General features: G+C 44.1%; 21 protein-coding genes, 1 pseudogene and 2 other annotated features. Of the genes and pseudogenes, 20 read left to right on the forward strand and 2 right to left on the reverse strand.

The annotated features are described in order from the left end of the window. Positions 1-297 precede the first annotated feature (297 nt). From ACQRBN_RS03415 to ACQRBN_RS03475, 13 genes and pseudogenes are all read left to right on the forward strand, one after another. Entirely contained in the window at positions 298-903 is a 606-nt protein-coding gene (locus tag ACQRBN_RS03415; protein ID WP_427737559.1) for an SGNH/GDSL hydrolase family protein, read from the forward strand. A 137-nt stretch (positions 904-1,040) separates the two neighbouring features. Further along, positions 1,041-1,308: a binding site (T-box leader), on the forward strand. 120 nt (positions 1,309-1,428) lie between these two features. Beyond that, positions 1,429-2,885, forward strand: a pseudogene (gene trpE, locus ACQRBN_RS03420) (anthranilate synthase component I). Next, complete coding sequence (locus ACQRBN_RS03425) at positions 2,885-3,454, forward strand: anthranilate synthase component II (protein ID WP_427737560.1); 570 nt, start codon at positions 2,885-2,887, stop codon at positions 3,452-3,454. Before trpE ends, ACQRBN_RS03425 begins: the two are co-directional and overlap by 1 nt. A 29-nt stretch (positions 3,455-3,483) precedes the next feature. Next, a complete protein-coding gene (gene trpD, locus ACQRBN_RS03430; protein ID WP_427737561.1) occupies positions 3,484-4,515 on the forward strand; it encodes an anthranilate phosphoribosyltransferase in 1,032 nt (343 codons plus the stop codon). After that, positions 4,512-5,291, forward strand: a complete 780-nt coding sequence (trpC, locus tag ACQRBN_RS03435) for an indole-3-glycerol phosphate synthase TrpC (RefSeq protein ID WP_427737562.1) — start codon at positions 4,512-4,514, stop codon at positions 5,289-5,291. The genes trpD and trpC overlap by 4 nt, the downstream gene beginning before the upstream one ends. 12 nt (positions 5,292-5,303) lie before the next feature. Next, positions 5,304-5,927 (forward strand): phosphoribosylanthranilate isomerase, encoded by a 624-nt coding sequence (locus ACQRBN_RS03440; RefSeq protein WP_427737563.1) that lies wholly within the window; start codon positions 5,304-5,306, stop codon positions 5,925-5,927. Next, positions 5,920-7,107: a tryptophan synthase subunit beta gene (gene trpB / locus ACQRBN_RS03445; RefSeq protein WP_427737564.1), complete on the forward strand. Its 1,188-nt coding sequence runs from the start codon at positions 5,920-5,922 to the stop codon at positions 7,105-7,107. Before ACQRBN_RS03440 ends, trpB begins: the two co-directional genes overlap by 8 nt. Next, on the forward strand, positions 7,100-7,876 hold the full coding sequence (gene trpA / locus ACQRBN_RS03450) for a tryptophan synthase subunit alpha (protein WP_427737565.1): 777 nt from the start codon (positions 7,100-7,102) through the stop codon (positions 7,874-7,876). Before trpB ends, trpA begins: the two co-directional genes overlap by 8 nt. A 132-nt stretch (positions 7,877-8,008) precedes the next feature. Beyond that, positions 8,009-8,283, forward strand: a binding site (T-box leader). A gap of 64 nt (positions 8,284-8,347) precedes the next feature. Beyond that, on the forward strand, positions 8,348-8,983 hold the full coding sequence (locus ACQRBN_RS03455; protein ID WP_427737566.1) for a DUF3267 domain-containing protein: 636 nt from the start codon (positions 8,348-8,350) through the stop codon (positions 8,981-8,983). 148 nt (positions 8,984-9,131) lie between these two features. Continuing rightward, a complete protein-coding gene (gene tyrS, locus ACQRBN_RS03460; RefSeq protein WP_427737683.1) occupies positions 9,132-10,355 on the forward strand; it encodes a tyrosine--tRNA ligase in 1,224 nt (407 codons plus the stop codon). Positions 10,356-10,378: 23 nt separating this feature from the next. Then, positions 10,379-10,885 carry a flavin reductase gene (locus ACQRBN_RS03465; RefSeq protein WP_427737567.1) on the forward strand — a complete coding sequence of 169 codons (507 nt, stop codon included), beginning with the start codon at positions 10,379-10,381 and terminating at the stop codon, positions 10,883-10,885. A gap of 118 nt (positions 10,886-11,003) precedes the next feature. Beyond that, positions 11,004-12,401 carry an aminopeptidase gene (locus ACQRBN_RS03470; protein WP_427737569.1) on the forward strand — a complete coding sequence of 466 codons (1,398 nt, stop codon included), beginning with the start codon at positions 11,004-11,006 and terminating at the stop codon, positions 12,399-12,401. 254 nt (positions 12,402-12,655) lie between these two features. Continuing rightward, positions 12,656-14,038, forward strand: a complete 1,383-nt coding sequence (locus ACQRBN_RS03475; protein ID WP_427737570.1) for an aminopeptidase — start codon at positions 12,656-12,658, stop codon at positions 14,036-14,038. 89 nt (positions 14,039-14,127) lie between these two features. Here the strand turns inward: ACQRBN_RS03475 and ACQRBN_RS03480 are convergent, their stop codons facing one another. Then, positions 14,128-15,069, reverse strand: a complete 942-nt coding sequence (locus ACQRBN_RS03480; protein ID WP_427737571.1) for an AraC family transcriptional regulator — start codon at positions 15,067-15,069, stop codon at positions 14,128-14,130. A gap of 152 nt (positions 15,070-15,221) precedes the next feature. On the opposite strand from ACQRBN_RS03480, the gene ACQRBN_RS03485 reads away from it, so the two are divergent. From ACQRBN_RS03485 to ACQRBN_RS03510, 6 genes are all read left to right on the forward strand, one after another. Next, entirely contained in the window at positions 15,222-17,117 is a 1,896-nt protein-coding gene (locus ACQRBN_RS03485) for a DUF5696 domain-containing protein (RefSeq protein WP_427737572.1), read from the forward strand. Between the two features lie 72 nt (positions 17,118-17,189). Beyond that, a complete protein-coding gene (locus ACQRBN_RS03490) occupies positions 17,190-18,500 on the forward strand; it encodes a Gfo/Idh/MocA family protein (RefSeq protein ID WP_427737573.1) in 1,311 nt (436 codons plus the stop codon). Between the two features lie 92 nt (positions 18,501-18,592). Then, positions 18,593-19,882: an ABC transporter substrate-binding protein gene (locus ACQRBN_RS03495; RefSeq protein WP_427737574.1), complete on the forward strand. Its 1,290-nt coding sequence runs from the start codon at positions 18,593-18,595 to the stop codon at positions 19,880-19,882. A 23-nt stretch (positions 19,883-19,905) separates the two neighbouring features. Then, the gene (locus ACQRBN_RS03500; RefSeq protein WP_427737575.1) at positions 19,906-20,832 is read left to right on the forward strand and encodes a carbohydrate ABC transporter permease; all 927 of its coding nucleotides are present in this window, start codon (positions 19,906-19,908) and stop codon (positions 20,830-20,832) included. Between the two features lie 13 nt (positions 20,833-20,845). Further along, entirely contained in the window at positions 20,846-21,673 is an 828-nt protein-coding gene (locus tag ACQRBN_RS03505; protein ID WP_427737576.1) for a carbohydrate ABC transporter permease, read from the forward strand. A 118-nt stretch (positions 21,674-21,791) separates the two neighbouring features. Continuing rightward, positions 21,792-22,541 (forward strand): metallophosphoesterase family protein, encoded by a 750-nt coding sequence (locus tag ACQRBN_RS03510; RefSeq protein WP_427737578.1) that lies wholly within the window; start codon positions 21,792-21,794, stop codon positions 22,539-22,541. 42 nt (positions 22,542-22,583) lie between these two features. On the opposite strand, the gene ACQRBN_RS03515 is transcribed toward ACQRBN_RS03510, so the two are convergent. After that, positions 22,584-23,225, reverse strand: coding sequence for a YesL family protein (locus tag ACQRBN_RS03515; protein WP_427737579.1), 642 nt, complete (start codon positions 23,223-23,225; stop codon positions 22,584-22,586). 114 nt (positions 23,226-23,339) lie between these two features. Here ACQRBN_RS03515 and ACQRBN_RS03520 point away from each other — a divergent pair, with 114 nt between their 5' ends. After that, positions 23,340-24,041, forward strand: coding sequence for a hypothetical protein (locus ACQRBN_RS03520; RefSeq protein ID WP_427737581.1), 702 nt, complete (start codon positions 23,340-23,342; stop codon positions 24,039-24,041). Positions 24,042-24,168: the final 127 nt, after the last annotated feature.

The following is a 24,168-nucleotide window of genomic DNA, read 5'->3' on the forward strand; positions in this document are numbered from 1 at the left end:
CTTCGTAGCAGAAGCAGCATATGATTTGGAATATAAAAAAAGACCATTATCATGACTAATCTGCCACGATAAAAGTCTTGCACATCTCATTTGATACGGATACCTCTCGGTATCGGGTGACGCTTTCAAATACACTGTGTAGTGTTTGGCTACTCCCCTTTATCTGCTGAGTACAAATATACTACTATTCAAAAGAAATGTCAAGGGGGACAGGGTAAATCCAAAAAGGGACACGGCAAATTCAATTGGGGACGGGGGAAATTGAAAAAACCCCCGTCCCCTACCGAAGGAGAAGAGATGAAGAAAATTGTATTTTTAGGTGACAGTATCACAGACGCACACCACAACCTGGGCATAGACCCAATGGGATTAGGTAACGGATATGTCCAGATGATTGCTCAGAGACTGGAAGAACAGGGAGAAGATGTAAAAATATTGAATCGTGGACATGATGGTTTCACTGTTCAAGGATTGCTGCGGCTTCTTCCAAGGGATTGTATCTTTCAGAAGCCAGACGTAGTAAGTATATTGGTAGGGTGTAATGATGTTGGAGTTATGATGAATACGGGAAGAGACTTGCAGGAACAAGAATTTGCGGAGAATTATGAGAGGCTTGTGGTGGAGATACAGGAAGAGACAGGGGCAGAAATTATCTGTATGGGACCGTTTATATTCCCATATCCGCAGGAATATCAGAATTGGATTCCAGGGATTCTGGAGGTGGAGAAAGTTATCCAAGAGGTGACTGAGATGCGCCAGATAACATTTATGCCACTGCAGGAGGAAATGCAGAAGGCAGTAGATAGGTATGGTTACCGTGCAATAACTTCAGATGGAATTCATTTGACGGAAAAGGGAAATTGGATTGTTGCTGATAGGTGGTTGGAAAAATGGACTCGGTAAAACAGTATCTTTTTTATCTGTAAAAAGGGACAGGGCAAATTTAATTTGGGACGGGGGAAATTGAAAAAACCCCCGTCCCCACTAGTTGACATTTGAAAAGATTTGGCATATACTATAGTAAGTTGAAGTGATAATATAATAAACCGCTGAACAAGAGTAGTAAGTAAGAATATTTATTTCCAGAGAGTTGCCAAATGGTGGAAAGGCAGCAATAAGAGTTTTTGCCGAATGGACTTGTGAGGGCAGCCTGAAACCGAAGATTCGATATGAAACCGGGAGTAGACGCTGACGGGATTCTCGCCCGTTACCAAGGAGATGTGTATGTTAGTACATAAAAAGAGTGGTCAATATATCGGCAATATGGGTGGTACCGCAGAAGTCAGATTTTAAGCTTTTGTCCCTTGAGAGGGGCAGGAGCTTTTTCTTTTGCAGTGAACTAGAAAGAATAACCTCTTTACATACACGCCAGATTATAGCAACAAGATTCATAACATCAAAATTCATAACACTAAGGAGGACGAAGATATGTATCCAGATTGCGATGAGATTGTAAGATTAGCACCGGACTATGACATCATTCCGGTATGCCGGGAGATTTACGCAGATGTAATTACACCGATTACCCTATTACGGAAGATTGCGGCAATCAGCAAACGCTTTTATTTATTAGAAAGTGTGGAAGGCGGCGAAAAATGGGGACGTTATTCCTTCCTGGGATATGACCCGATTATGCGTGTATCTTGTACCTGTGAAAAAGTCACGATTGAACAGAACGGAGAAGAAAGGACTGTCATGGCGGATCAGCCGATGGAGGTCATCCGTGAAATCATGAAGGATTATAAAGCACCCAAATTAAAAGGGCTGCCACCATTCACGGGCGGATTCGTAGGGTATTTTGCCTACGCTATGATCGGATATGCAGAACCAAAACTGAAGATCAAAAAGGAACATTCAATGATTATGATTTGATGTTGTTTGATAAAGTGATTGCATATGATCATTTGAAGCAGAAGATCAGCATTATTGTGAATATGAGAACGGATAAGGTCATGGAGAATTATGGCAAAGCAACAGCACAGATCCAGGATATTGCGAATGTAATACGTAGTTCAGAAGCAGCAAGAATCCCGGTGTCTGACAGTAAGATAAATTTCACTTGCAACGTCAGCAAAGAAGATTACTGTCGGATGGTTGAAAGAACGAAAGAATACATTGTGGATGGGGATATCTTCCAGGCGGTAATCTCAAGGCAGTTCTCCAGTCCATATGAGGGAAGTTTAATTAATCCATACCGGGTACTTCGAACCACGAATCCATCTCCATACATGGTGTACATGAACATTGATGATGACGAACTTATAAGTACCTCTCCGGAGACGCTGGTGCGGCTTCAGGACGGAAGGCTTACCACATTCCCGGTAGCGGGCTCCAGACCGAGAGGTAAGACGGAGGAAGAAGATAAGAGGCTTGAGAAAGATCTTCTGGCAGATGAGAAAGAGTTGTCAGAGCACAATATGCTAGTGGATTTGGGAAGAAATGATCTTGGCAGGATCTCGAATTATGATTCTGTGGAGGTTACAGAATATATGATGATCCACCGATACTCCAAGATTATGCATATCTGTTCCCAAGTGGAAGGAGATATCCGGGATGACTGTGATGCATTAAGCGCAATTGAAGCAATGCTTCCGGCAGGAACGCTTTCCGGGGCGCCGAAGATTCGAGCCTGTGAGATTATTGAGGAAATGGAACAGGAAGAGAGAGGAATCTATGGAGGAGCATTGGGATATCTTGATTTTACCGGCAATATGGATACCTGTATTGCAATACGGATGGCAGTCAAAAAAGATGGCAAAGTCTACGTGCAGGCAGGCGGCGGAATCGTTGCAGACAGTGTGCCGGAGAATGAATATGAAGAATCCGCCAACAAAGCGGCAGCAGTGATGAATGCAATCCAATCCGCAAAGGAGGTATTGGAATAATGATACTTTTAATCGATAATTACGATAGTTTTTCTTATAATCTGGTTCAATTGGCCGGAAGTATCTGCCCGGATATTCGGGTGATAAGAAATGATGAGAAGACGGTGGAAGAGATCGAGGCGATGAAGCCAGACCATATCATCTTATCGCCGGGACCTGGATATCCGAAAGATGCAGGAGTCTGCGAAGAAGTAGTACGGAAATTACAGGGCAAGATACCGATTCTTGGTGTGTGCTTGGGGCATCAGGCAATCTGTGAGGCATATGGCGGAAAGATTGCACATGCGAAGCAGTTAATGCATGGAAAGAAAAGTCGAATCAGGATTGATGTCAGCAGCCCAATCTTTCAAGGGATGGAAGAGGAAATGGACGCTGCAAGATATCATTCTCTTGCGACAGTAAAAGAAGAGATGCCAGAAGAACTATACATTATTGCTACGGCAGAGGATGGAGAAATAATGGCAGTTCAGCATAAGGTCTATCCGGTATATGGTCTGCAATTTCATCCGGAATCCATTCTTACCCCGGATGGGAGAACAATTCTTAAGAACTTTTTGAAAATTAATTGACAGTTTTAGCGAGAAAAGGAGAAGTAATCATGATTAGAGAAGCAATTGCAAAATTATCAAAAAAAGAAGACCTGACATATGAAGAAGCAAGAGGTGTTATGGAAGAAATGATGGATGGCACTGCTACCCAGGCGCAGATGGGCGGATTCTTGATGGCACTCAGCATGCAAGGCGAGACCATTGATGAAATCACAGCATTTGCAACGGTTATGAGAGAAAAAGGAATCAAGATTCAGCCAGAGCGGGAAGTAATCGACAGCGTGGGTACAGGCGGCGATCAGGTGGGAACATTCAATATATCGACAACTTCCGCGTTCATTGTAGCAGCAGGCGGGGTTCCGGTGGCAAAACACGGCAACCGCAGCGTTTCCAGTAAGAGCGGAGCGGCAGATGTGTTAGAAAAGTTGGGCATTCAAGTGGCGCTGACGGCAGAACAGAATGAAAAAGTTCTCAACGACACAGGTATCTGCTTTATGTTTGCGCCAGTGTACCATTCTTCTATGAAGTATGCAGCACCAGTCAGAAAAGAATTGGGTGTGCGTACAGTATTTAATATCCTTGGACCGCTTTCCAATCCGGCAGGAGCAACCATGCAGCTGCTTGGCGTATATGATAAGAAATTGGCAAAACCAATGGCACAGGTGCTGGCGAATCTGGGGGTTACCCGCGGCGTAGCTGTCTGCGGAGAAGACGGGTTAGATGAGATTACGTTGACAGGAGAGACACAGGTACACGAGATTCGATTCGGAGAAATAACCTCTTATACAATTACGCCGGAACAGTTCGGTTTGGAGAGATGTCCGCTTGACGAGTTGATTGGCGGTTCTCCGGAAGAAAATGCGCAGATTACGATGGATATCCTAAGTGGAAAAGAAACCGGAGCAAAGCGAGATGTCGTACTTATGAATGCAGGTATGAGCCTTTACCTTGGAATTGATGGAATCACGTTGGCAGACGGAATCAAGATGGCTCAGGAAATGATTGACAGCGGCAAGGCAATGGAGAAATATAAAGAATTCTGTGCGGCTACCCAAAAAGCAGCCAGGGAGGCATCAGTATGATCTTAGATAGAATTGCGGCAGATACAAAGATCCGGGTGGAAAAAGCGAAAAGAAAAGTTCCGTTTTCAGAGATTCGAAGACAGGCAATGGAGATGAATCCGAATACTGGATTCCCATTTGAAGAGCGGCTGAAACAGCCGGGAATCCATTATATCTGTGAGGTGAAGAAAGCATCGCCTTCAAAAGGAGTGATTGCTGAAGACTTTCCTTATCTGGAGATTGCGAAGGAATATGAGCAGGCGAAGGCGACAGCAATCTCCTGCCTGACAGAGCCAAAGTATTTTCAGGGAAAGAATGAGTATCTGGAAGAGATTGCAAAAGAAGTGAATATTCCGGTGCTGCGGAAAGATTTTACCATAGACGAGTACATGATCTATGAAGCCAAAGTGTTGGGGGCTGATGTCGTGCTTCTGATCTGTGCGCTTTTGGATACAGAGACGCTGAAACGGTATCTGAACATCTGTAATCGTCTGGGGCTGTCGGCACTGGTGGAGGCACATGATGAGGAAGAGATGCAGTCGGCGATCGTGGCCGGAGCAAGAGTAATCGGTGTAAATAACCGGAACCTGAAAGACTTTACTGTGGATATTAATAATAGTATCCGTTTACGGAACCTTGCGCCTAAAGAAGTACTGTTCGTGGCTGAAAGTGGAATTAAGACTCCTGACGATATTGAAGCACTTCGAAAAGCAGGGGTGAACGGCGTGCTGATTGGGGAGACGCTGATGCGAAGTACTGATAAAAAGGCAATGTTGGAAGTACTGAACGGAAGTTAGAAGGTGACAAGTATGGGGAAGACGAAGATAAAGATCTGCGGGCTGAAACGGCCGGAAGATATACAGATAGCCAATTCTTTAAAGTTGGATTACGTTGGATTCGTATTTGCCAAAAGCAGCAGACAGATAACTGAGAAGATAGCGGATTCACTTCGGGAACAACTGCTGCCGGAGATTCCTGCAGTCGGAGTATTTGTTCGGGAACCGATTGCACGGATCGCCAGGCTGTGTAAAGAACAGATTATCCAGATGATTCAACTTCACGGAGAAGAAGATGAAGAATATATAAAGCGGCTTCGGCAAGAAGTGCCGGATATACCGATGATCAGAGCGGTACGGGTAAGATCTGGGGAACAGATTCTGGAAGCAGAGAAGATGGACTGTGAATATCTGCTTCTGGATACTTATATCAAAGGCACTTATGGAGGAAGTGGGCAGCAGTTTGATAAGCGCCTGATTCCGAGGCTCGAGAAACCATATTTCCTGGCAGGAGGTTTAGATGCCGAGAATGTACGGGAGAATATTGAAGCCTGCCATCCTTATGCGGTAGACGTAAGCAGTGCGGTAGAAACGGATGGAATCAAAGATGCGGTTAAGATACAGAATTTTATAGAAAGGGTAAGAAGTCATGAGTAGAAAAGGAAGATTTGGACAATATGGAGGGCAATTTGTTCCGGAGACACTGATGAATGCAGTAAATGAAGTAGAAGAAGCATATGAGAAGTATAAAAATGACCCGGAATTCAACCGGGAACTGGATGATCTGTTGAAGAATTATGCAGGACGTCCATCATTGCTATATGAAGCAAAGAAGATGACAAGAGACTTGGGCGGAGCGAAGATCTATCTGAAACGGGAAGATCTGAACCATACAGGTGCCCATAAGATCAATAATGTATTGGGGCAGGTGCTTCTGGCGAAGAAGATGGGCAAGACGCGTGTCATCGCGGAAACCGGAGCCGGACAGCATGGCGTGGCAACCGCTACTGCTGCAGCCCTGATGGATATGGAATGTGAGATCTACATGGGCAAAGAAGATACAGACCGGCAGGCGCTGAATGTGTACAGAATGGAACTTTTAGGGGCGAAGGTACATCCGGTAACGACTGGTACGATGACCTTAAAAGATGCGGTAAATGAGACGATGAGAGAATGGGCAAGCCGGATGGACGATACCTTATATGTATTAGGTTCCGTAATGGGGCCACATCCATTTCCAACGATTGTCAGGGATTTCCAGAAGGTAATTGGCAAGGAGATTAAGGAACAGATGCTTGAGAAGGAAGGACGTCTTCCGGATGCAGTGATAGCATGTGTAGGCGGCGGCAGCAATGCAATGGGAGCCTTCTATGAATTTATCCCGGATCAGGAAGTGCAGTTGATCGGATGTGAGGCGGCTGGATTGGGAGTAGATACAGAGAAACATGCGGCAACGGTTGCAAGAGGAACGGAAGGCATCTTCCATGGAATGAAGTCGCTGTTCTGCCAGAATGAGGATGGACAGATTGCTCCTGTGTACTCGATTTCCGCTGGGCTTGATTATCCGGGCATCGGACCGGAACATGCTATGCTGGCAGCAGAAGGACGGGCACAGTATGTACCGATTACAGATGAAGAGGCAGTGGCAGCGTTCGAATATCTGTCCAGAATGGAAGGAATTATCCCGGCAGTAGAGAGTGCCCATGCGGTTGCCTATGCAAGAAAACTGGCACCAACCATGCCAAAGGATAAGATTATTGTTGTCAATATCTCAGGACGCGGCGATAAAGATGTGGCGGCTATAGCAAGATACAGAGGAGTGGAGATCTATGAATAAGATATGTGAAGCATTTGAAAATAAAAAAGCATTTATTCCATTTATTACCGGAGGCGATCCGTCGCTTAAAGTGACGCAGGAATTACTCGTTGCCATGCAGGAGGCAGGAGCGGACCTGATAGAAATCGGTATCCCGTTTTCCGATCCGATTGCAGAAGGCCCGGTAATCCAGGAAGCAGATGAGCGCGCGTTGCGCGGGGGATGTACAACGGATCAATTATTTGACGCAGTAAAAGAGGTGCGTGACCAGATTCATGTTCCACTGGTGTTCATGACTTATATCAATGCGATTTATACCTATGGAAGAGAACGTTTTATGAAGAGGTGCGTAGAATGTGGAATGGCGGGAGTCATCGTGCCGGATATGCCTTATGAGGAAAAGGGAGAACTGGCAGATGTATGCCGGGAATATGGAATCGAACTGGTATCCTTGATCGCACCAACCTCAGAGGAGAGGATTCAGATGATCGCGAAAGAAGCAGAAGGCTTCCTGTATTGCGTGTCTTCTTTGGGAGTAACTGGTGTCAGGAGTGAGATTACTACTAATATTAAAGAAATGATTGATAAGGTTCGGGAAGTGACGGATATCCCTTGTGCTGTTGGATTCGGCATCTCAACGCCCCAGCAGGCAAAAGAGATGGCGGCGGCTTCAGATGGCGCAATCGTGGGGTCTGCGATTGTGAGAATTATAGCAGAGCATGGTGAAGAGTGCGTGCCTTATGTGGCAGAGTATGTCAAGAGCATGAAAGAGGCTGTGATGGAGGCGTAAGAAATAAAAAGGGACACGGCAAATCCAATTGGGGATGGGGGAAATTGAAAAAACCCCCGTCCCCTCTTGACAAAATTGTTCAAATACGTTAGCATTCTATTCAAATGAATATTAAACAGACATATATATAGAACAAAGGCTTGGAAAAGAAGAAGTAGTAATCCTTACACCCATACAGAAAGCTGCCGGCCGATGAGAGGCGCATGAAGGAATTGATTATGAATACATCTTGGAGCTGCACACCGAACAGAGATGCTTCCCCAATATATTCCGGGAAGCAAGGCAAGTAGGCTGTGACGGAAGGCACACGTTACTGTGCATGGGTTGTGAACGCGCAACTTAAAGAGGCTGGCAATGTGAGTTGCCGGTAAAACAAGGTGGTACCACGGTATATATCCGTCCTTATCGTATGATAAGGGCGGTTTTTGATTCTATTCGTTTTTTGCAGGATGTAGCGGGAGGTGAGACGATATGGCAAAAAAGAAGAAAGAAGAGAAGATCAGCCCTGCCAAGCAAAAGATCATAGACAATTATAGACAGCAACGGGAAAATTATCTGGAGCAAGGGTACGAAGAGAAGCAGGAGATCATTTCTGTTGTGAAAGCGAATGTCATGGCATTCGTAACGGCTGGACCGTTCGTGGTTCTCGGGATTATCATCTGGATATTGACTCAGAGAGAAGGCAGAGGGATTATCTCTATTCAGAATTATTTCATCTTTCTAGTCCTGTTCTTGGTATGCATTTTTGTTCATGAATTGCTTCATGGAGTAGGCTGGTTTTCATGGACGAAGGGGAGATGGAAGAGCATCTATCTTGGAGTAATGTGGGAATATATGACGCCATACTGCCATTGTAAGGAGCCGCTGAAGCCAAAAGAATACCTGCTCGGAGTCCTGACTCCATTTCTGATTCTGGGAATCGGAGGATATATTGCAGCATGGGTAACAGGAAGTTATCTTTTGCTATTGCTGAGCCTGTTTAATATATTCGCTGCCGGAGGGGATACTACGATTGCATGTATGGAATTAAAGTATCTGAATCGGGATGACTGTTATATTCTTGATCATCCAACAGATTGCGGATTTGTAGCATTTATTAAGAGATAATCATTAATTAAGAAGTCATAAAGGAACATTACGATGGGATACCTTGTCGGACGAGATGCAGGAATCTATTGACGCATTTGCGTGGGGGATATTGCAAAATGTCCGAATGAGTATAGAGATGAAAAAGATAAGAAAGGAAGATGATATCATGGGAATCTATGAAGAATTACAAGCGAGAGGATTGATCGCACAGGTAACAGATGAAGAAGTAATCAGGGAACTGGTGAATAATGGAAAGGCAACATTCTATATCGGATTCGATCCGACGGCGGACAGCCTTCATGTAGGACATTTCATGGCACTGTGCCTGATGAAACGTCTTCAGGAGGCGGGAAATAAGCCGATCGCACTGATCGGTGGCGGTACCGCAATGATTGGAGATCCATCCGGAAGAACAGATATGCGTCAGATGATGACACCGGAAACGATTCAGCACAATTGCGAGTGCTTTAAAAAACAGATGAGTCGTTTTATTGATTTCTCAGAAGGAAAGGCATTGATGGTGAATAATGCGGATTGGCTGCTGGATCTGAACTACATCGAAGTATTACGTGAAGTTGGAGCACATTTCAGCGTAAATCGTATGTTGACAGCAGAGTGTTATAAGCAGAGAATGGAGAAGGGATTAAGTTTCCTTGAGTTCAACTACATGATCATGCAGAGTTATGATTTCTACGCATTATACCAGAAATACGGCTGTAATCTTCAGTTCGGCGGAGATGACCAGTGGAGCAACATGCTGGGCGGTACGGAACTGATTCGCCGTAAACTTGGCAAGGACGCAAGTGCAATGACCATCACGCTGCTTCTGAATTCTGAAGGCAAGAAGATGGGCAAGACCCAAAAGGGTGCGGTATGGCTTGATCCGAACAAGACCTCTCCGTTCGAGTTCTACCAGTACTGGAGAAATGTTGCGGACGCAGATGTTCTGAAATGTATCCGTATGCTGACCTTCCTTCCATTGGAGGAGATTGACAAGATGGATGCATGGGAAGGCGCACAGCTGAATACTGCAAAAGAGATTCTTGCTTACGAATTGACCAAATTGGTTCATGGCGAGGAAGAAGCACAGAAAGCAAAAGAAGCGGCAAGAGCATTGTTTAGCCAGGGCGCGGCAGCAGATATGCCGACAACGGAACTGACAGAAGCAGACCTGACTGATGGCAATATTGATATTCTGACCATGCTTGTGAAGACCGGACTGGTTCCGTCTAAGTCTGAAGCACGTCGTGCGGTACAGCAGGGCGGTGTGGCTGTGGACGGTGAGAAAGTTACAGATATCTATGTGATATTTGCCGGGGAAGATATGTCTGGAGAAGGTATCGTGCTGAGAAGAGGTAAGAAGAACTTTAGGAAGGTTGTTGTGAAATAGGATTCAGTTTGGAGGAGAGAAACATGGCATTTCAGGAAATATCAATCGACAGTTTAGAATTCAACCCATTCCATAAGATTTCAAAAGAATGGATGCTCATCACCGCAGGCGATGAGAACAAAAGCAACACTATGACAGCAAGTTGGGGCGGTCTTGGAATTATGTGGGGCAAGAATATTGCCACCGTATACATCCGTCCACAGCGTTATACCAAGGAATTCGTAGATGTGAATGATACATTTACCATCTCATTCCTGCCGGAAGAATATAGAAAAGCATTGAGCGTATGCGGTTCTGTATCCGGAAGAGATGTAGAGGATAAATGGAAAGAAGCAGGCCTGCATCCGTATTACGTTGATGGAACGACTGCGGTAGAAGAAGCAGATCTGGTATTCGTCTGCAAGAAGCAGTATCATCAGGAGATGAAGCCGGAATGCTTTGATGTGTCAGAGAATGACGAAAAATGGTATCCGAACAAAGATTACCATGAGATGTATATGGCAGAGATCGTAAAAGTCTTGAAAAAATAATCGTAATACACACCTTTTTGGGCAGAATTGAAAAAAGATGCAGAAAGGTGTGTATTTTTGTATGCATTAATATGATATACTATGTTATCATGCGAACATTAAGAAGGAGGACACCCTAATGATAAAGGAAAACGTATGGAAAACTTATACTCCAGCCGCATTACAGGAACTGGAGAAGATTAACAATGCCTACAAATCCTGCCTGGATGCAGGAAAGACTGAGCGCGAGTGCATTAAGATCACGGTAGACCAGATTGAGCAAAAAGGCTACCGGAATATAGAAGATATAAAGAATAGCAGAGAGCCAGTGAAATCCGGAGATAAGATCTACGCTGTCTGCATGGATAAAAGCATTGCCATATTCAATATTGGTAAGCAGCCATTAGAAAACGGAATGAACATTCTGGGCGCGCACATTGATTCTCCTCGTATCGATGTAAAGCAGAATCCATTATATGAGAATGAAGAACTGGCATATTTGGATACCCATTATTACGGCGGCATTAAGAAATACCAGTGGGTCACCCTTCCGCTTGCGCTTCATGGAGTGATTGCGAAAAAGGACGGAACAGTTACGGAAGTCAGCATCGGAGAGAAGGAAGATGATCCGGTATTCGTAATCACGGATCTTCTGGTTCATCTGGCAGCTAAGCAGATGGAGAAGAAAGCCAACGCGGTAATTGAAGGAGAGAAACTGGATCTTCTATTCGGAAGCCGACCGATTGAAAAAGATGAGACCTTGGAGAAGGAAGAGAAAGAGGCGGTAAAAGCCAATGTCATGGAACTTCTGAAAAAATATTACAACATGGAAGAGGATGATTTTGTATCAGCGGAATTAGAGATTGTTCCGGCAGGAAGAGCCCGCGACTGTGGAATTGACAGAAGCATGATCCTTGCTTACGGGCAGGATGACCGAGTGTGTGCATTCACCTCTCTTTTCGCGATGCTGGATGTAGAAGAGGTCGACAGAACGGCATGTTGTATCCTGGTGGATAAAGAAGAGATTGGAAGTGTAGGTGCGACAGGTATGCATTCTCGTTTCTTTGAAAATATAGTTGCAGAATTGGTGGCGCTTACCAGTGGCGAGTCTGAATTGAAGGTTCGCAGAACGCTTCAGAATTCCAAGATGCTTTCTTCAGACGTAAGTGCTGCTTATGATCCGATGTTTGCAGAGAATTTTGAAAAGCGCAGTTCCGCTTTCTTTGCAAAAGGACTGGTATTCAACAAATTCACTGGCAGTCGGGGCAAAAATGGCTCTAATGATGCGAATGCAGAGTATCTTGCACAGATTCGAAACGCTATGGATCAGCAGAATGTAGCCTACCAGTTTGCTGAATTAGGAAAGGTCGATGCCGGGGGTGGCGGAACCATTGCCTATATCATGGCGAATTACGGAATGGAGGTCATTGATAGCGGTGTTGCTGTTCTGAGCATGCACGCGCCATGGGAAGTGACCAGCAAAGCGGATGTCTATGAGGCATACAAAGGTTATAAGGCATTTTTGACGGAAATATAAGTTATAATAATGTATACTTTATTCGAGCATATCGTAACACATCAAAGAAAGATGTTACGGTATGCTTGAATTCGTTTGTGCATGATTTGAAATATTTAGATAGTATTTTGCATGGAGCAGAATATTTTGAAGTGAGATAATCCTGTAAGTACAAAGGACGATAGTGTAAGGCTTTTTGACAGTACTTTCGCTATAATATGCCTAAAGATTATGCATCAGGACAAGCATCCTGATGGGGTATGATGGAGGTAACTATGGAACGAAAGAATTTGTGGAATACTTATGATGAAAGACAACTGGGCGAACTCGAATCCGTATCAGAGAAGTATCGCAGATGTCTAGATGAAGGCAAGACTGAGCGTGAATGTGTGAGAACGGCGATTAGGCTTGCTAAAGAAGCGGGATACCGCGATATGAAGGATCTGATTCGTGAGGGGCAGCGTATACATCCGCAGGATAAGGTGTATATGGAATACATGGAGAGAGCGATTATTCTGTTTCAGGCAGGAGAGGAGCCGATTGAGCAGGGAATGAATATTCTTGGCGCACATATCGATTCTCCGCGTATTGACATCAAGCAGAATCCGCTCTATGAGTCTGCGCAGGTAGCGTATCTGGATACGCATTATTATGGGGGAATTAAGAAATATCAGTGGCTTGCTATGCCGCTTGCGATCCATGGCGTAGTGATTAAGATGGATGGTTCTAAGGTAGATATCACAATTGGGGAAGATGATACTGAGCCGACCTTCGTAATTACGGACCTGCTTCCGCATCTGGCTTACGGTCAGATGGAGAAGAATGCAGAGAAATTCATTGACGCAGAGAAGATGGATCTGGTTATCGGCAATCGTCCGCTTGGGGAAGATAAGGACGAGGCAGTGAGAAAGCAGATGCTTCATATTTTGAAAGAAAACTATGGAATCGAAGAAGAAGATTTTCTATCAGCAGAATTAGAGATTGTTCCGGCGGGTAAGGCGAGAGAATGTGGACTTGACCGCAGCATGGTGCTGGCTTATGGACAGGATGACCGTGTATGTGCATTCACTTCTCTTTTCGCAATGCTGGAGGAGAAGCGGGTATCCAGAACATCCTGTTGTATCCTGATTGACAAAGAAGAGATTGGAAGCGTAGGCGCCAGCGGAATGACTTCTAAGTTCTTCGAGAATACTGTGGCGGAATATATTGCATTGAGTACGGAATATAACGATCTGGTGCTTCGCCGTACGCTGGCGAATTCCAAGATGCTTTCTTCTGATGTCAGTGCAGGATATGATCCGATGTATGAGGAAGTATATGAGAAGAAGAATGCTGCATATCTGGCATGTGGACCTGTATTCAATAAATATACCGGTAAAGGCGGCAAGAGTGGATCGAATGACGCGAATCCGGAATACATCGCGGCTCTGAGACAGATTATGAAAGATGCGGGCGTGAATTATCAGACAGCGGAACTTGGCAAGATTGATGTTGGCGGCGGCGGAACGATCGCATATCTGATGGCTGTTTATGGAATGGAAGTGATCGATAGTGGCGTAGCAGTGCTGTCCATGCATGCGCCGTGGGAACTGACTAGCAAGGCTGATATCTATGAGGCGGTTAGATGCTATTATGCATTCTTAGAAGCAGAGTTTTAGCAAAAAGGGACAGGACAAATCCAATTGGGGACGGGGGAAATTGAAAAACCCCTGTTCCTTTTTGAATTTCCCCCGTCCCCAATTAAAAATCAACGCCGTTTCCCTTTCTTGCTATTCTCACCGCTGCCACGAAGTGCATCCGTAATCCCCTTCACTGAAGAAGAATACTCTGAAGGCGACATCCCTGTAGCTGCTTTAAACTGTTTAGAGAAATACGGCAGTGAACTATAAGACAGAAAATAAGCAATCTCTGTAAAATTCATCGTCCCATCCCGGATAATATCCTTAGCTCGCTGAATCTTCATATTATTAAAATAATCAATCACGCCACAGTTCATCGTCTCATGGAACAATGCCTGCAGGGAAGACCGACTGATGGAAAATGCATCGCAGATATCCGTAATCTTAATCTGTTCGCAGATATGGAATTCCATATACTGCAGAATCTTTTCTATCCGTTCCTGCTTCGTTGCCTTTTTCTCCGGAGAGGCTTTGGGAAGGCTGGTTCGTGTTACTGCATTCTCCGGGTGATTCCGGACAGATGTGATCAGGAAAAGTTCCAGATACAGTAATATTAATTGCTGTGATGCAAAAGGAGTCTCGTCTTTAATCTGTACTTGCTCGACAGAAGGGATGTGCATAGGCGTAGCGAAACTCTTGCGCCCTTCTGAGATAATGCGTGAGATGAGGGCTCGTTCCTCATCGGTTAGTGTAAAATTTTTCTGGATGAAGAAATCCATTGCCGGGGAATCGCAGACGAACGATATGGCAATCAGGTTCGGAGAATTCTTGCCGATGGACTTGATTGCATGGAATTCATTCGGCTGATGGAAGATGATGTCTCCGGTATTCAATGTCAGCCAGGTGTCGTTGGAACACACCGAGACAGTTCCGTTATCTACATATAAAAATTCCCAGAAATCATGCGATTCTCCCTTGAATACAAAGTCTTTCATATATTCAAAATAATGAATCGTAATGATGGAGTCTATTGTAATCTCTTTTTTTAGTTTGGTCTTTATGTACGTCATATACAGGTCCTCCTTAGGCTTATTGTATCAGAATAGGGATAATTAGACAATAACCATAGACAATTGTATAAGCATAATTGTGCAAAGCGGAATATAATATTAGATAAAAGGAGAGAAAAAACGACACAATTACCAAAAAGGGGAAAGACGATATGACAAATATAAAAATAAATCATACCGAAATTCAGTTTGAAGAAGAAAGCCTCCGAATTACCTTATGTAAGGAGAAAACCGTATGGGAATGGACAGATACATATATTCCATATCTGGAATATGAAGATGGACGTCTTGAGTTTAAGGATGCACTTTCTGTCAAACATGAGAAAGTTGAGAACGGAATTGGAACAGGCGTACGTAGCACTTATCAGGGATTCCGAATTGGGGAACGAGAAATCCCGTATACATTCGAGACGTATGTCTGGATTGAGAGGACAACACAAGATGTCTATTTTGAGTGGATTCCTCTGTGCGAAGAAGGGATTCAGGTAAAGGCAGTCTACTGGCCGGGCGAGATGGCATTCGAGGAGAAGAGGGAAGACTGGTACACGTTGATTAATATGCAGCAGGGAATCCTGATTCCGAATACCTGGGAAGTAGAATTAGGAGATATCGTATTCGACGGAATCTTCGAGACAGCAGGCGGATACATGCCATGGTTCGCTCAGGTCAAAGAAAGACAAGGCTATATTGCCATCTGCACAACACCGTGGAATGCGGCGTATCAGGCAGAGCATCCGGCAGGAGGCCCGTACACACATGCGAGTATGCGTTTCGAGCCAAGTCTTGGAAAGATGGATTACCGGAGAGTTGTAAGATACACACTGCTGAGCGATTGTGACTATAACGATATCTGCAAAGTATACCGGGAATATGTAAAAGAGCAGGGAAGACTTCGTACCCTGGCAGAAAAAGCGGCACAGGTGCCATCTGTAGACCGGTTGATCGGATGCAGTTTTGTGCATAAAGGAATTAAGACCTATGTCAGAGAAGAGTCGGATTTCTTCGATAAGGACGCGCCGGATATTAATAATCAGTTGATTCCATTTGCCAGAAGAGAAGAGGAGATTCGAAGATTGCATGAAGCCGGAGTGGAGAAGTTATACATGCATCTGGACGGATGGGCGGAGCCGGGATATGATAACCAGCACCCTGACTATATGCCGGCATGTGAGGCGGCTGGCGGCTGGGAAGGCATGAAGTCCTTGGTAGACGCGATGCATGAGTGCGGATATCTCTTCGGAATCCACGACCAGTACCGCGATTATTATCATTCAGCACCAAGTTATGATGATGATTATGCCTGTCTGCTTCCGGATGGTACGATTCCGCAGCATCAGAGATGGGCAGGGGGACCTCAGTCTTATCTTTGCGGCACACAGGCACCTTACTATGTGAAACGGAATTTTACGGAACTTAGGAACCATCAGATCAAATTGGACTGTGCATATCTGGATGTATTTACCTGTAACGAGGGAGATGAATGTGATAACCCTCGTCATAGAATGACCAGAAAAGAATGCTACGATGCAAGAGCCAACTGCTTCAACTATCTGATGTCTCAGGGCATCCTTCCAAGTTCGGAAGAAGTAAGCGACTGGTGTATTCCGAGCATGGTATTCAGCCATTATGCACCGTATGATTTCATGCTTCGCGAACCGGGGAGTCCGAAGTATGGAGTTCCGGTACCATTGTTCAATCTGGTATATCATGACTGCCTGATCGAACCATGGATGATGGAGAAGGCAAGCGAATCTGAAGATTACATGCTGTATGCGCTGCTGAACGGCGGAGCACCATATGTTATCCGGGATGGTGCGTATCCGAATTTTGACGGATCATTTGAACCGGATGTGAAATTAACCCTGGATCAGGAAATCGAAAGATGCAAGGTAGTATCTGAACTTCATGAAAAAGTAGCAAAATGTGAGATGGTATGTCACGAGATGGTAGGCGGAGATTATGAAGTACAGAGAACCGTATTCTCAGATGGTACGATGGTAACGGTCGATTTCAGAAACCAGGAATACGAGATTACACAGAAGAATTAAAAGAAGAGAACGGAGAAAACAAAGTAGATAAGGCGAAAAAAAACATATGAAACAGATAGGAGTGATAGGAATATGAGCAGACGTATGAAGGTTGCGATTGCCGGATTGGGAAGCCGGGGCAGAGATATGTATGCTAAGTCAGCACTGATCCATCCGGACAAAATGGAGATTGTTGCTGTCGCAGATACAGACCCGAAGAAAGTGGCTCTTATGGCTGAAGAATATCATCTGCCAAAAGAAGCGTGTTTTGCAAGTGCAGAGGAGATGCTTGGGGAAGAGCGCCTTGCAGATGCTATGATCATTGCGACGCAGGACAGACAGCATGTAGGGCAGGCAATCCTGGCACTTGAGAAGGGATATCATCTGCTGCTTGAAAAGCCGGTATCGCCGGATCTGGAAGAATGCCGCAAGTTAGAAGAAGCAGCGAGAAGATACAACCGTAAAGTCGTTGTATGCCATGTGTTAAGATATACGCCAATCTATCAGAAAGTCAAAGAATTACTGGACAGCGGCTGTATTGGAGATGTGGTATCAATCACAGCGATGGAGAATGTAGGATGGTTCCACCAGGCACACAGTTTCGTGCGCGGCAACTGGGCGAATTCTGATGAGACCAGTCCGATGATCCTGCAGAAATGCTGTCATGATATGGACTTGTATCCATGGCTTGCAGGAAAGACCTGTGAATCCCTTACTTCTTACGGAGATACTTATCTTTTTAAAGAAGAGAAAGCCCCCAAGGGATGTGCAAAACGCTGTATGGATGGGTGCGGTGCAAAAGAAGAATGTCCGTTTGACGCGGAGAAGATATATATAGACAGTACTTTGGTTGGCTATCGCTCAGGCAACAGAATCTGGCCGCTGGATGTGCTGGTACCAAGCGGACCGACAGAGGAGAAACTCTTAGAGCAGATTAAAACAGGCAGATATGGACAGTGTGTATATCATTGCAAGAACAATGTTGTAGATCACCAAGTAGTAAATCTGAAGATGACAGATGGAACGACCATGAGTTTTACCATGTGTGGTTTTACGCCGGAAGTATCCAGGTATGCAAGATTCATGGGGACGAAAGGCGAACTGAGAGTGAATATGGATTCGCACGAGATAGAGAAATGTGAGATTGCGGTCTATAGATTTGGAAGTAATATTACAGAAGAGAAGATCGATGTGATGAGTCTGTCGGATGATTTCTCGGGACATGGCGGAGGAGATGACCGTATGGTAGAGGAATTCCTGGATATCATCAGTGGTGAAAAGGAAGAAAGTTCTTATGTAACTTCTATAGAACGTTCCCTGGAGAGTCATTACTGTGCACTGGCAGCAGAATACTCCAGAACTCACGGAGGAGTGCCTGTGAAGATTGCCGATTTCGGCAGATAACGAAAGATATGTTTGTTTCTCTTATTGTTGACGTAAGTAGAGAGAAACTTCATATAGAAACTAATAATCATTTTAAAGAAGGAGTGAAGATTATGAAGAAGAATCTGAAAAAACTGGCAGCCCTTGGACTGTGTGTAGCAATGGGCGCAACGATGCTTGTAGGATGTGGCGGCAAATCTGATGGTGGATCATCTGGCGGCAAGACAACTCTGACATTTGGTATCTGGGATGAGAACCAGAGACCAGCAATGGAAAAACTCGTAGAAGCATATGAGGCAGAGAATGAAGATGTGACTGTTGAGATTCAGCTGACTCCATACAAAGGCGGAGAGTACTGGACAAAACTGGAAGCGGCAGCAACAGGCGGAAAGGCTCCGGACGTATTCTGGCTGAACGTGCTTCATCTGGATTCTTATGTAGATGGCGGTATCCTGGCAGATCTGACAGATGCAATTGCAGAGTCTGATATCAATGACGCTTTCTCTGAGACACTGGTAAATAACTACGTTCGTGACGGCGTAAACTATGCAGTTCCAAAGGATTTTGATACCAACGCACTGTGGTACAACAAAGAGATCTTTGATGCTGCAGGAGTAGAATATCCTACAGATGATATGACATATGAAGATCTGGTTGCAACAGCAGAAGCATTGAAAGCAGCAGGATTGGAAGATGGTGTCTATCCATTTGCTTGCCCGGTTGATTTCCAGACATGGTATTATCAGACCGTATATGCGAATGGCGGATACATCATTAACGATGACAAGACAGAGACCGGATATGAAGATCCAAAGACACAGGAAGGTATCCAGTGCTGGATCGATATGATTGACAAAGATTTATCTCCAAGTGCAGCAGCATTGGCAGAGACGACAGCAGATGCGATGTTCGAAGGAAATCAGCTTGCTATGAACTTCGCTGGTTCTTACATGGTTCCTGAATATGCAGGAAATGATGCGATCGCAGATAAGATTGACTGTGTAGAGATCCCAACATTCAATGGTGTAGAAGCAAACTGTATCAACGGACTTGGATACGCTGTATACGAAGGCAGCAAGAACAAAGACGCAGCAATTGATTTCGCAATCTGGCTTGGAAGCGCAGAAGCTATGAAGATCCAGGGCGAGACAGGTGTTGTTATCTCCGCAAGAACAGATGCTCAGGAATATTTTGCAAAAGCAAATGAAGCATACAACCTGGCAGCATATACCAACCATGCTGATGAAGCATACCCACTTCCAGTATGTATGGCAGCAGCAGAATTATATGACCTTGAGGCTACTTCTCTTCAGAAAGCATACAACGGAGAAGAATCATTAGCAGATGTATGTAAAGAATTGAAGGCAGAAGCAGATAAACTGTTGGAAAAGGATGCAAAATAACAGCGCTTAAGTAGGTGATATATATGGCTGAGGGTAAAGTAAAAACAGGCGTACAGAAAAAACGGGCAAGCAAGCGTGCGAAGAAAGACTGGATCGCAGCGTATATCTTCATTGCACCAGTTACCATCGGGCTTTTGATATTCTATATCTGGCCGTTTATCCAGAATGTCTGGTTTAGTTTTAATGATGTTAACAAATTTAATATAGCAACATTTGTTGGTATGCAGAATTATCAGGATATGATACACGACAAAGAAGTGTGGGCAACATTCGGCAATACGCTGAAATATGTTGTATGCACGGTGCCGGTTGGATTGTTCCTGTCAATCTTCATCGCAGCATTGTTGAATTCCAAGATCAAAGGAACATCCATTTACCGGACTCTGTATTTCCTTCCTTCCGTAACGATGGCGGCAGCGGTTGCTATGGTATGGAAATGGATCTACAACGAGAAGATGGGTATTCTGAACAGTGTCATCAGGGGACTGGGAGGAAAAGGACATGGATGGCTGACTGATCCGAAGATTGCGCTTTATATGGTTATGATTGTCGGTTTGTGGATGACGGTAGGATACAATATGATTATCCTGCTGGCCGGTATGCAGGGAATCTCCCAGTCATATTATGAAGCGGCAGCGCTTGACGGAGCAGGTACAGTACAGCAATTTTTCAAGATTACCATACCAATGCTGACACCAACCATATTCTTCGTAATGATCACATCCATCATCAGTGGATTCCAGGTATTCGATGTTATCTACATGATGATAGGAAAGACGAATCCGGCTTACGAGAGCACGCAGACGGTAGTTATGCTGTTCTATCGCCAGGCATTCGATTATGGATATAAAGGATATGCGGCAGCGATTTCTATTCTGATCTTCGCAGTAATCATGCTGGTAACAGTGGTTCAGCTGTGGGGACAGAAGAAATGGGTTAATTACGATTAGGAGGAGAAGCGAAATGAAAGGTAAATCAAATACAAAGAAATTATTCGTTCATCTGGCACTTCTCCTTGGAGTCGGAGTTACAGTATTCCCATTCTTATGGATGGTACTTACTTCATTCAAAACAGTAGGAGAGGCGATGCAGATTCCGCCGACATTCTTCCCGAAGCAGTTCCTTGTGGATGCCTATGGACAGATTGTAACGGCTCTGCCATTTGCCAGAGTATATCTGAACACAATTATATCAACAGTAGTAACGACGGTAGTACAGGTAATGTTCTGTTCTATGGCAGCATATGCATTCGCACGTATTGAGTTCCCGTTCAAGAACGCGATCTTCGTATTGCTCCTGTCAGTACTTATGGTACCAGGTCAGATATTCCTGATTCCTCAGTATCAGATCATTCAGAAACTGGGACTTCTGGATACCATACCGGCATTATTCCTGCCAAACTTGTTCAGTGCGTTCGGTACCTTCCTTCTGAGGCAGTTCTTTATGTCATTGCCAAAAGAATTGGAAGAAGCAGCGCTTTTGGATGGATGTAACCGTTATCAGATCTTTTGGAAGATTATGCTTCCATTGACCAAACCGGGTATCGTGTCATTGGTAATCTTCACGGCGAAGTTTGCATGGAATGACTTCATGTGGCCGTTGATCGTCAATACATCTCCGAAGATGATGACACTTGGTCCTGCGCTTTCAACCTTACAGGGACAGTATACGACCAAGTACCCAATGCAGATGGCTGGAGCAGTAATGGCAGTTATACCGATTATAGTACTGTTCTTCATCTTCCAGAAGCAGTTTATCGAAGGTGTTGCACAGTCCGGAATTAAGGGCTAAAAAGCCTTAGAACCTTGAAATTTCTAGGGGGGGGGGAAAACCTTCTCCCCTTCTTCGTTTTATGAGAACTTTATAGGTGTATTTTGAATACGTAGAAGGATGTAGCAAAGGAGTAGAAATGGCAAGAATAGGAATTATTACAGACATTCATAATAATGCGGCTGCATTAAAAGCAATATTAGAAGAACTAGAGAAAAGAAAATGTGATGAGATTATATGTTGTGGCGATATCATCGGAATTGGTGCTTATCCGGAAGAGACGGTGCAGATCATGCGTAATCTTGATAATCTCTCTGCATGTGTAAAAGGCAATCACGAGACATTTTTATTCGGAAAAATGCCAACGACATTTCCTAATGAAGAGCATATGGAATATGGAGAGAGACAGTATCATCTGTGGGAGCATGAGAGACTGGGAGAAGATTCCGTAAGATTCCTTGAAACGCTTTCGTACAGCCAGACAATCGAGCGGGAAGGAAGAAAAATATATGTTGCACACTATTCGATGGATGAGCAAAAACGGTATGTGAACTACCATCAGAACCCAACGGAAGAGCAATTGAAGAAGATGTTTGAAGGAATAGATGCGGATATTATTCTCTATGGTCATGACCATGTGGGGAGCGTAATGCCAGGTGATGATGCGTTAAAGCGTCCATGGTATATTAATTGCGGCTCTCTGGGATGTCCGGCTAGAGATAAGAATATAGCGAGAGCAGGGATTCTTGATCTTGAGGAAAAGATACGGTATGAGAGTGTATGGATTCCCTATGATGTAGAAACAGTGTTAAGAGATATTGATTTATTTAATTTCCCGGATAAAGAGAATATTAAGCAGTATTTCTATGGGGTGGAAAATCCTCAGTAAACGAGAGGGAAAGATAATAGGGTGCTCCCGAATAATTAAGCCTTACTGCCGGGAGTTCTCTTCCGGCTCATACTTTTTAAAAATCCTGTCAAATATAATGCAATAAGTAAAAGCAACAACTGAAAAGCCGCAGATGCCACTAAGCACAATCATAAGTGCAAAAGTTGTTGCCGATACCGTACACAGATAAAGAATCAGTCCAAAGGCTGCAAGGAGAATGATTGTATAAGGCAGGTGCCCCATTGCCATAAAAGCCGCATTCTTGAATGCCTGCTTTGTCGTGCACACAAAATGAGAGATAATAGGAAAAACATACAGGAATATGCTAAGAAGAATCGCGCAGACTACCCACAGGCAGACCCGGATCGCAGCAAACAGGACAGTATCCTGAGAATTAATAATATAAAAATCCATCCCGATAAATGTAATGATCAAAAGATACAATCCCCACACAATCGTACTCTGTTTAAAATTCTGCCGGAAGGCTTTCCAAAAGTTCTGCCAGATATAAGGCTCTTCCCCCCGCAACATTTTCAAAGACACATAATAAAGCGCACTCAAAGATGCGCCAATCGTAATTACAGGAATACAACTCAACACAAATATCAGATTCAGAATCACCAGATCAAAGATCTTAGAGATAAACTGCATGATTGGATTATCAATATTAAATAAACGATTCATAAACAATATACCTTCTTTATTGATTTTCAGAAAATACTTCCATATAATAACAGAAGAATCTTATAGATTAAGTATAACGGAAATGCCATAGAAAAGCAATGCAGGAGGAACCGAATGAGCAAGAAACAGATGAAGAAACAGATGGATAAACAGACAAGCACAGACCAGATAAATGCGAATGATTCAGAGGATCATCAGATGGATGAGGCTCAGTTGAATGAGAAACGGATCAAAGAGGCCTGGCAGACGATGACGTTAGGACAGAAAATAGAATATCTCTGGATGTATTATAAGTCGTGGCTTGTGGGAGCAGTTCTGCTTCTAGGAGTGATCTATCTGGGTATCACTATGTACAAAGGTACTCACACCGAAGTGCTCCTTAATATTACTGTGGTCGGCGGCAATAATCTGCAGGTTGAATGGTTGGAGGAATCTTTCATTGAATATGCCGGCATAGAGCCGGAAGACGGCATCATTAAGGTTCAGGCGAACCTATCTGCCGACACCGAAGATACCACTTCCCAGACCGCCCTTACAACGTTAATCGGAGCCGAGGCGGTAGACGTGCTGGTATGTCCCAGAGAAATCTACGAAAGTTACAGTGATCAGGACGGTTTCTTGAATATAGAAGAAGTATTAGGTGAAAAAGTCTATGGAGATGGAGATACTGCGGTTGGAGATGCACTCGTATTAAAAGACGACAATATCCTTAAGACGGAAGATATGATTCCTTATGATGATGCTTATGTTGCTATCCCTGTGACGACTCAACATCAGGAGATGGCAGCCAAATTCCTGAAGTATCTTCAGCAATAAAAAGGAAACAGCTTTCCTTGCCAAATCTATTCGGGAATCTAATTGGAAATACTTGACGAATGCTGGTAAAACCAGTAAAATATTAGATGCGACTTAGAAAAATTTAGTTTTAGGAGGTCATGACAAA

The sequence above is a fragment of the Bariatricus sp. SGI.154 genome (assembly GCF_050313795.1).
Taxonomy (GTDB): Bacteria; Bacillota; Clostridia; order Lachnospirales; family Lachnospiraceae; genus CAMBRQ01.

What these genes read in the sequence shown, in the direction of transcription:
- ACQRBN_RS03415 (WP_427737559.1), top strand. Translation starts at nt 298, where the DNA reads ATGAAGAAAATTGTATTTTTAGGTGACAGTATCACAGACGCACACCAC.
- ACQRBN_RS03425 (WP_427737560.1), top strand. Translation starts at nt 2,885, where the DNA reads ATGATACTTTTAATCGATAATTACGATAGTTTTTCTTATAATCTGGTT.
- trpD (WP_427737561.1), top strand. Translation starts at nt 3,484, where the DNA reads ATGATTAGAGAAGCAATTGCAAAATTATCAAAAAAAGAAGACCTGACA.
- trpC (WP_427737562.1), top strand. Translation starts at nt 4,512, where the DNA reads ATGATCTTAGATAGAATTGCGGCAGATACAAAGATCCGGGTGGAAAAA.
- ACQRBN_RS03440 (WP_427737563.1), top strand. Translation starts at nt 5,304, where the DNA reads ATGGGGAAGACGAAGATAAAGATCTGCGGGCTGAAACGGCCGGAAGAT.
- trpB (WP_427737564.1), top strand. Translation starts at nt 5,920, where the DNA reads ATGAGTAGAAAAGGAAGATTTGGACAATATGGAGGGCAATTTGTTCCG.
- trpA (WP_427737565.1), top strand. Translation starts at nt 7,100, where the DNA reads ATGAATAAGATATGTGAAGCATTTGAAAATAAAAAAGCATTTATTCCA.
- ACQRBN_RS03455 (WP_427737566.1), top strand. Translation starts at nt 8,348, where the DNA reads ATGGCAAAAAAGAAGAAAGAAGAGAAGATCAGCCCTGCCAAGCAAAAG.
- tyrS (WP_427737683.1), top strand. Translation starts at nt 9,132, where the DNA reads ATGGGAATCTATGAAGAATTACAAGCGAGAGGATTGATCGCACAGGTA.
- ACQRBN_RS03465 (WP_427737567.1), top strand. Translation starts at nt 10,379, where the DNA reads ATGGCATTTCAGGAAATATCAATCGACAGTTTAGAATTCAACCCATTC.
- ACQRBN_RS03470 (WP_427737569.1), top strand. Translation starts at nt 11,004, where the DNA reads ATGATAAAGGAAAACGTATGGAAAACTTATACTCCAGCCGCATTACAG.
- ACQRBN_RS03475 (WP_427737570.1), top strand. Translation starts at nt 12,656, where the DNA reads ATGGAACGAAAGAATTTGTGGAATACTTATGATGAAAGACAACTGGGC.
- ACQRBN_RS03480 (WP_427737571.1), bottom strand. Translation starts at nt 15,069, where the DNA reads ATGACGTACATAAAGACCAAACTAAAAAAAGAGATTACAATAGACTCC.
- ACQRBN_RS03485 (WP_427737572.1), top strand. Translation starts at nt 15,222, where the DNA reads ATGACAAATATAAAAATAAATCATACCGAAATTCAGTTTGAAGAAGAA.
- ACQRBN_RS03490 (WP_427737573.1), top strand. Translation starts at nt 17,190, where the DNA reads ATGAGCAGACGTATGAAGGTTGCGATTGCCGGATTGGGAAGCCGGGGC.
- ACQRBN_RS03495 (WP_427737574.1), top strand. Translation starts at nt 18,593, where the DNA reads ATGAAGAAGAATCTGAAAAAACTGGCAGCCCTTGGACTGTGTGTAGCA.
- ACQRBN_RS03500 (WP_427737575.1), top strand. Translation starts at nt 19,906, where the DNA reads ATGGCTGAGGGTAAAGTAAAAACAGGCGTACAGAAAAAACGGGCAAGC.
- ACQRBN_RS03505 (WP_427737576.1), top strand. Translation starts at nt 20,846, where the DNA reads ATGAAAGGTAAATCAAATACAAAGAAATTATTCGTTCATCTGGCACTT.
- ACQRBN_RS03510 (WP_427737578.1), top strand. Translation starts at nt 21,792, where the DNA reads ATGGCAAGAATAGGAATTATTACAGACATTCATAATAATGCGGCTGCA.
- ACQRBN_RS03515 (WP_427737579.1), bottom strand. Translation starts at nt 23,225, where the DNA reads ATGAATCGTTTATTTAATATTGATAATCCAATCATGCAGTTTATCTCT.
- ACQRBN_RS03520 (WP_427737581.1), top strand. Translation starts at nt 23,340, where the DNA reads ATGAGCAAGAAACAGATGAAGAAACAGATGGATAAACAGACAAGCACA.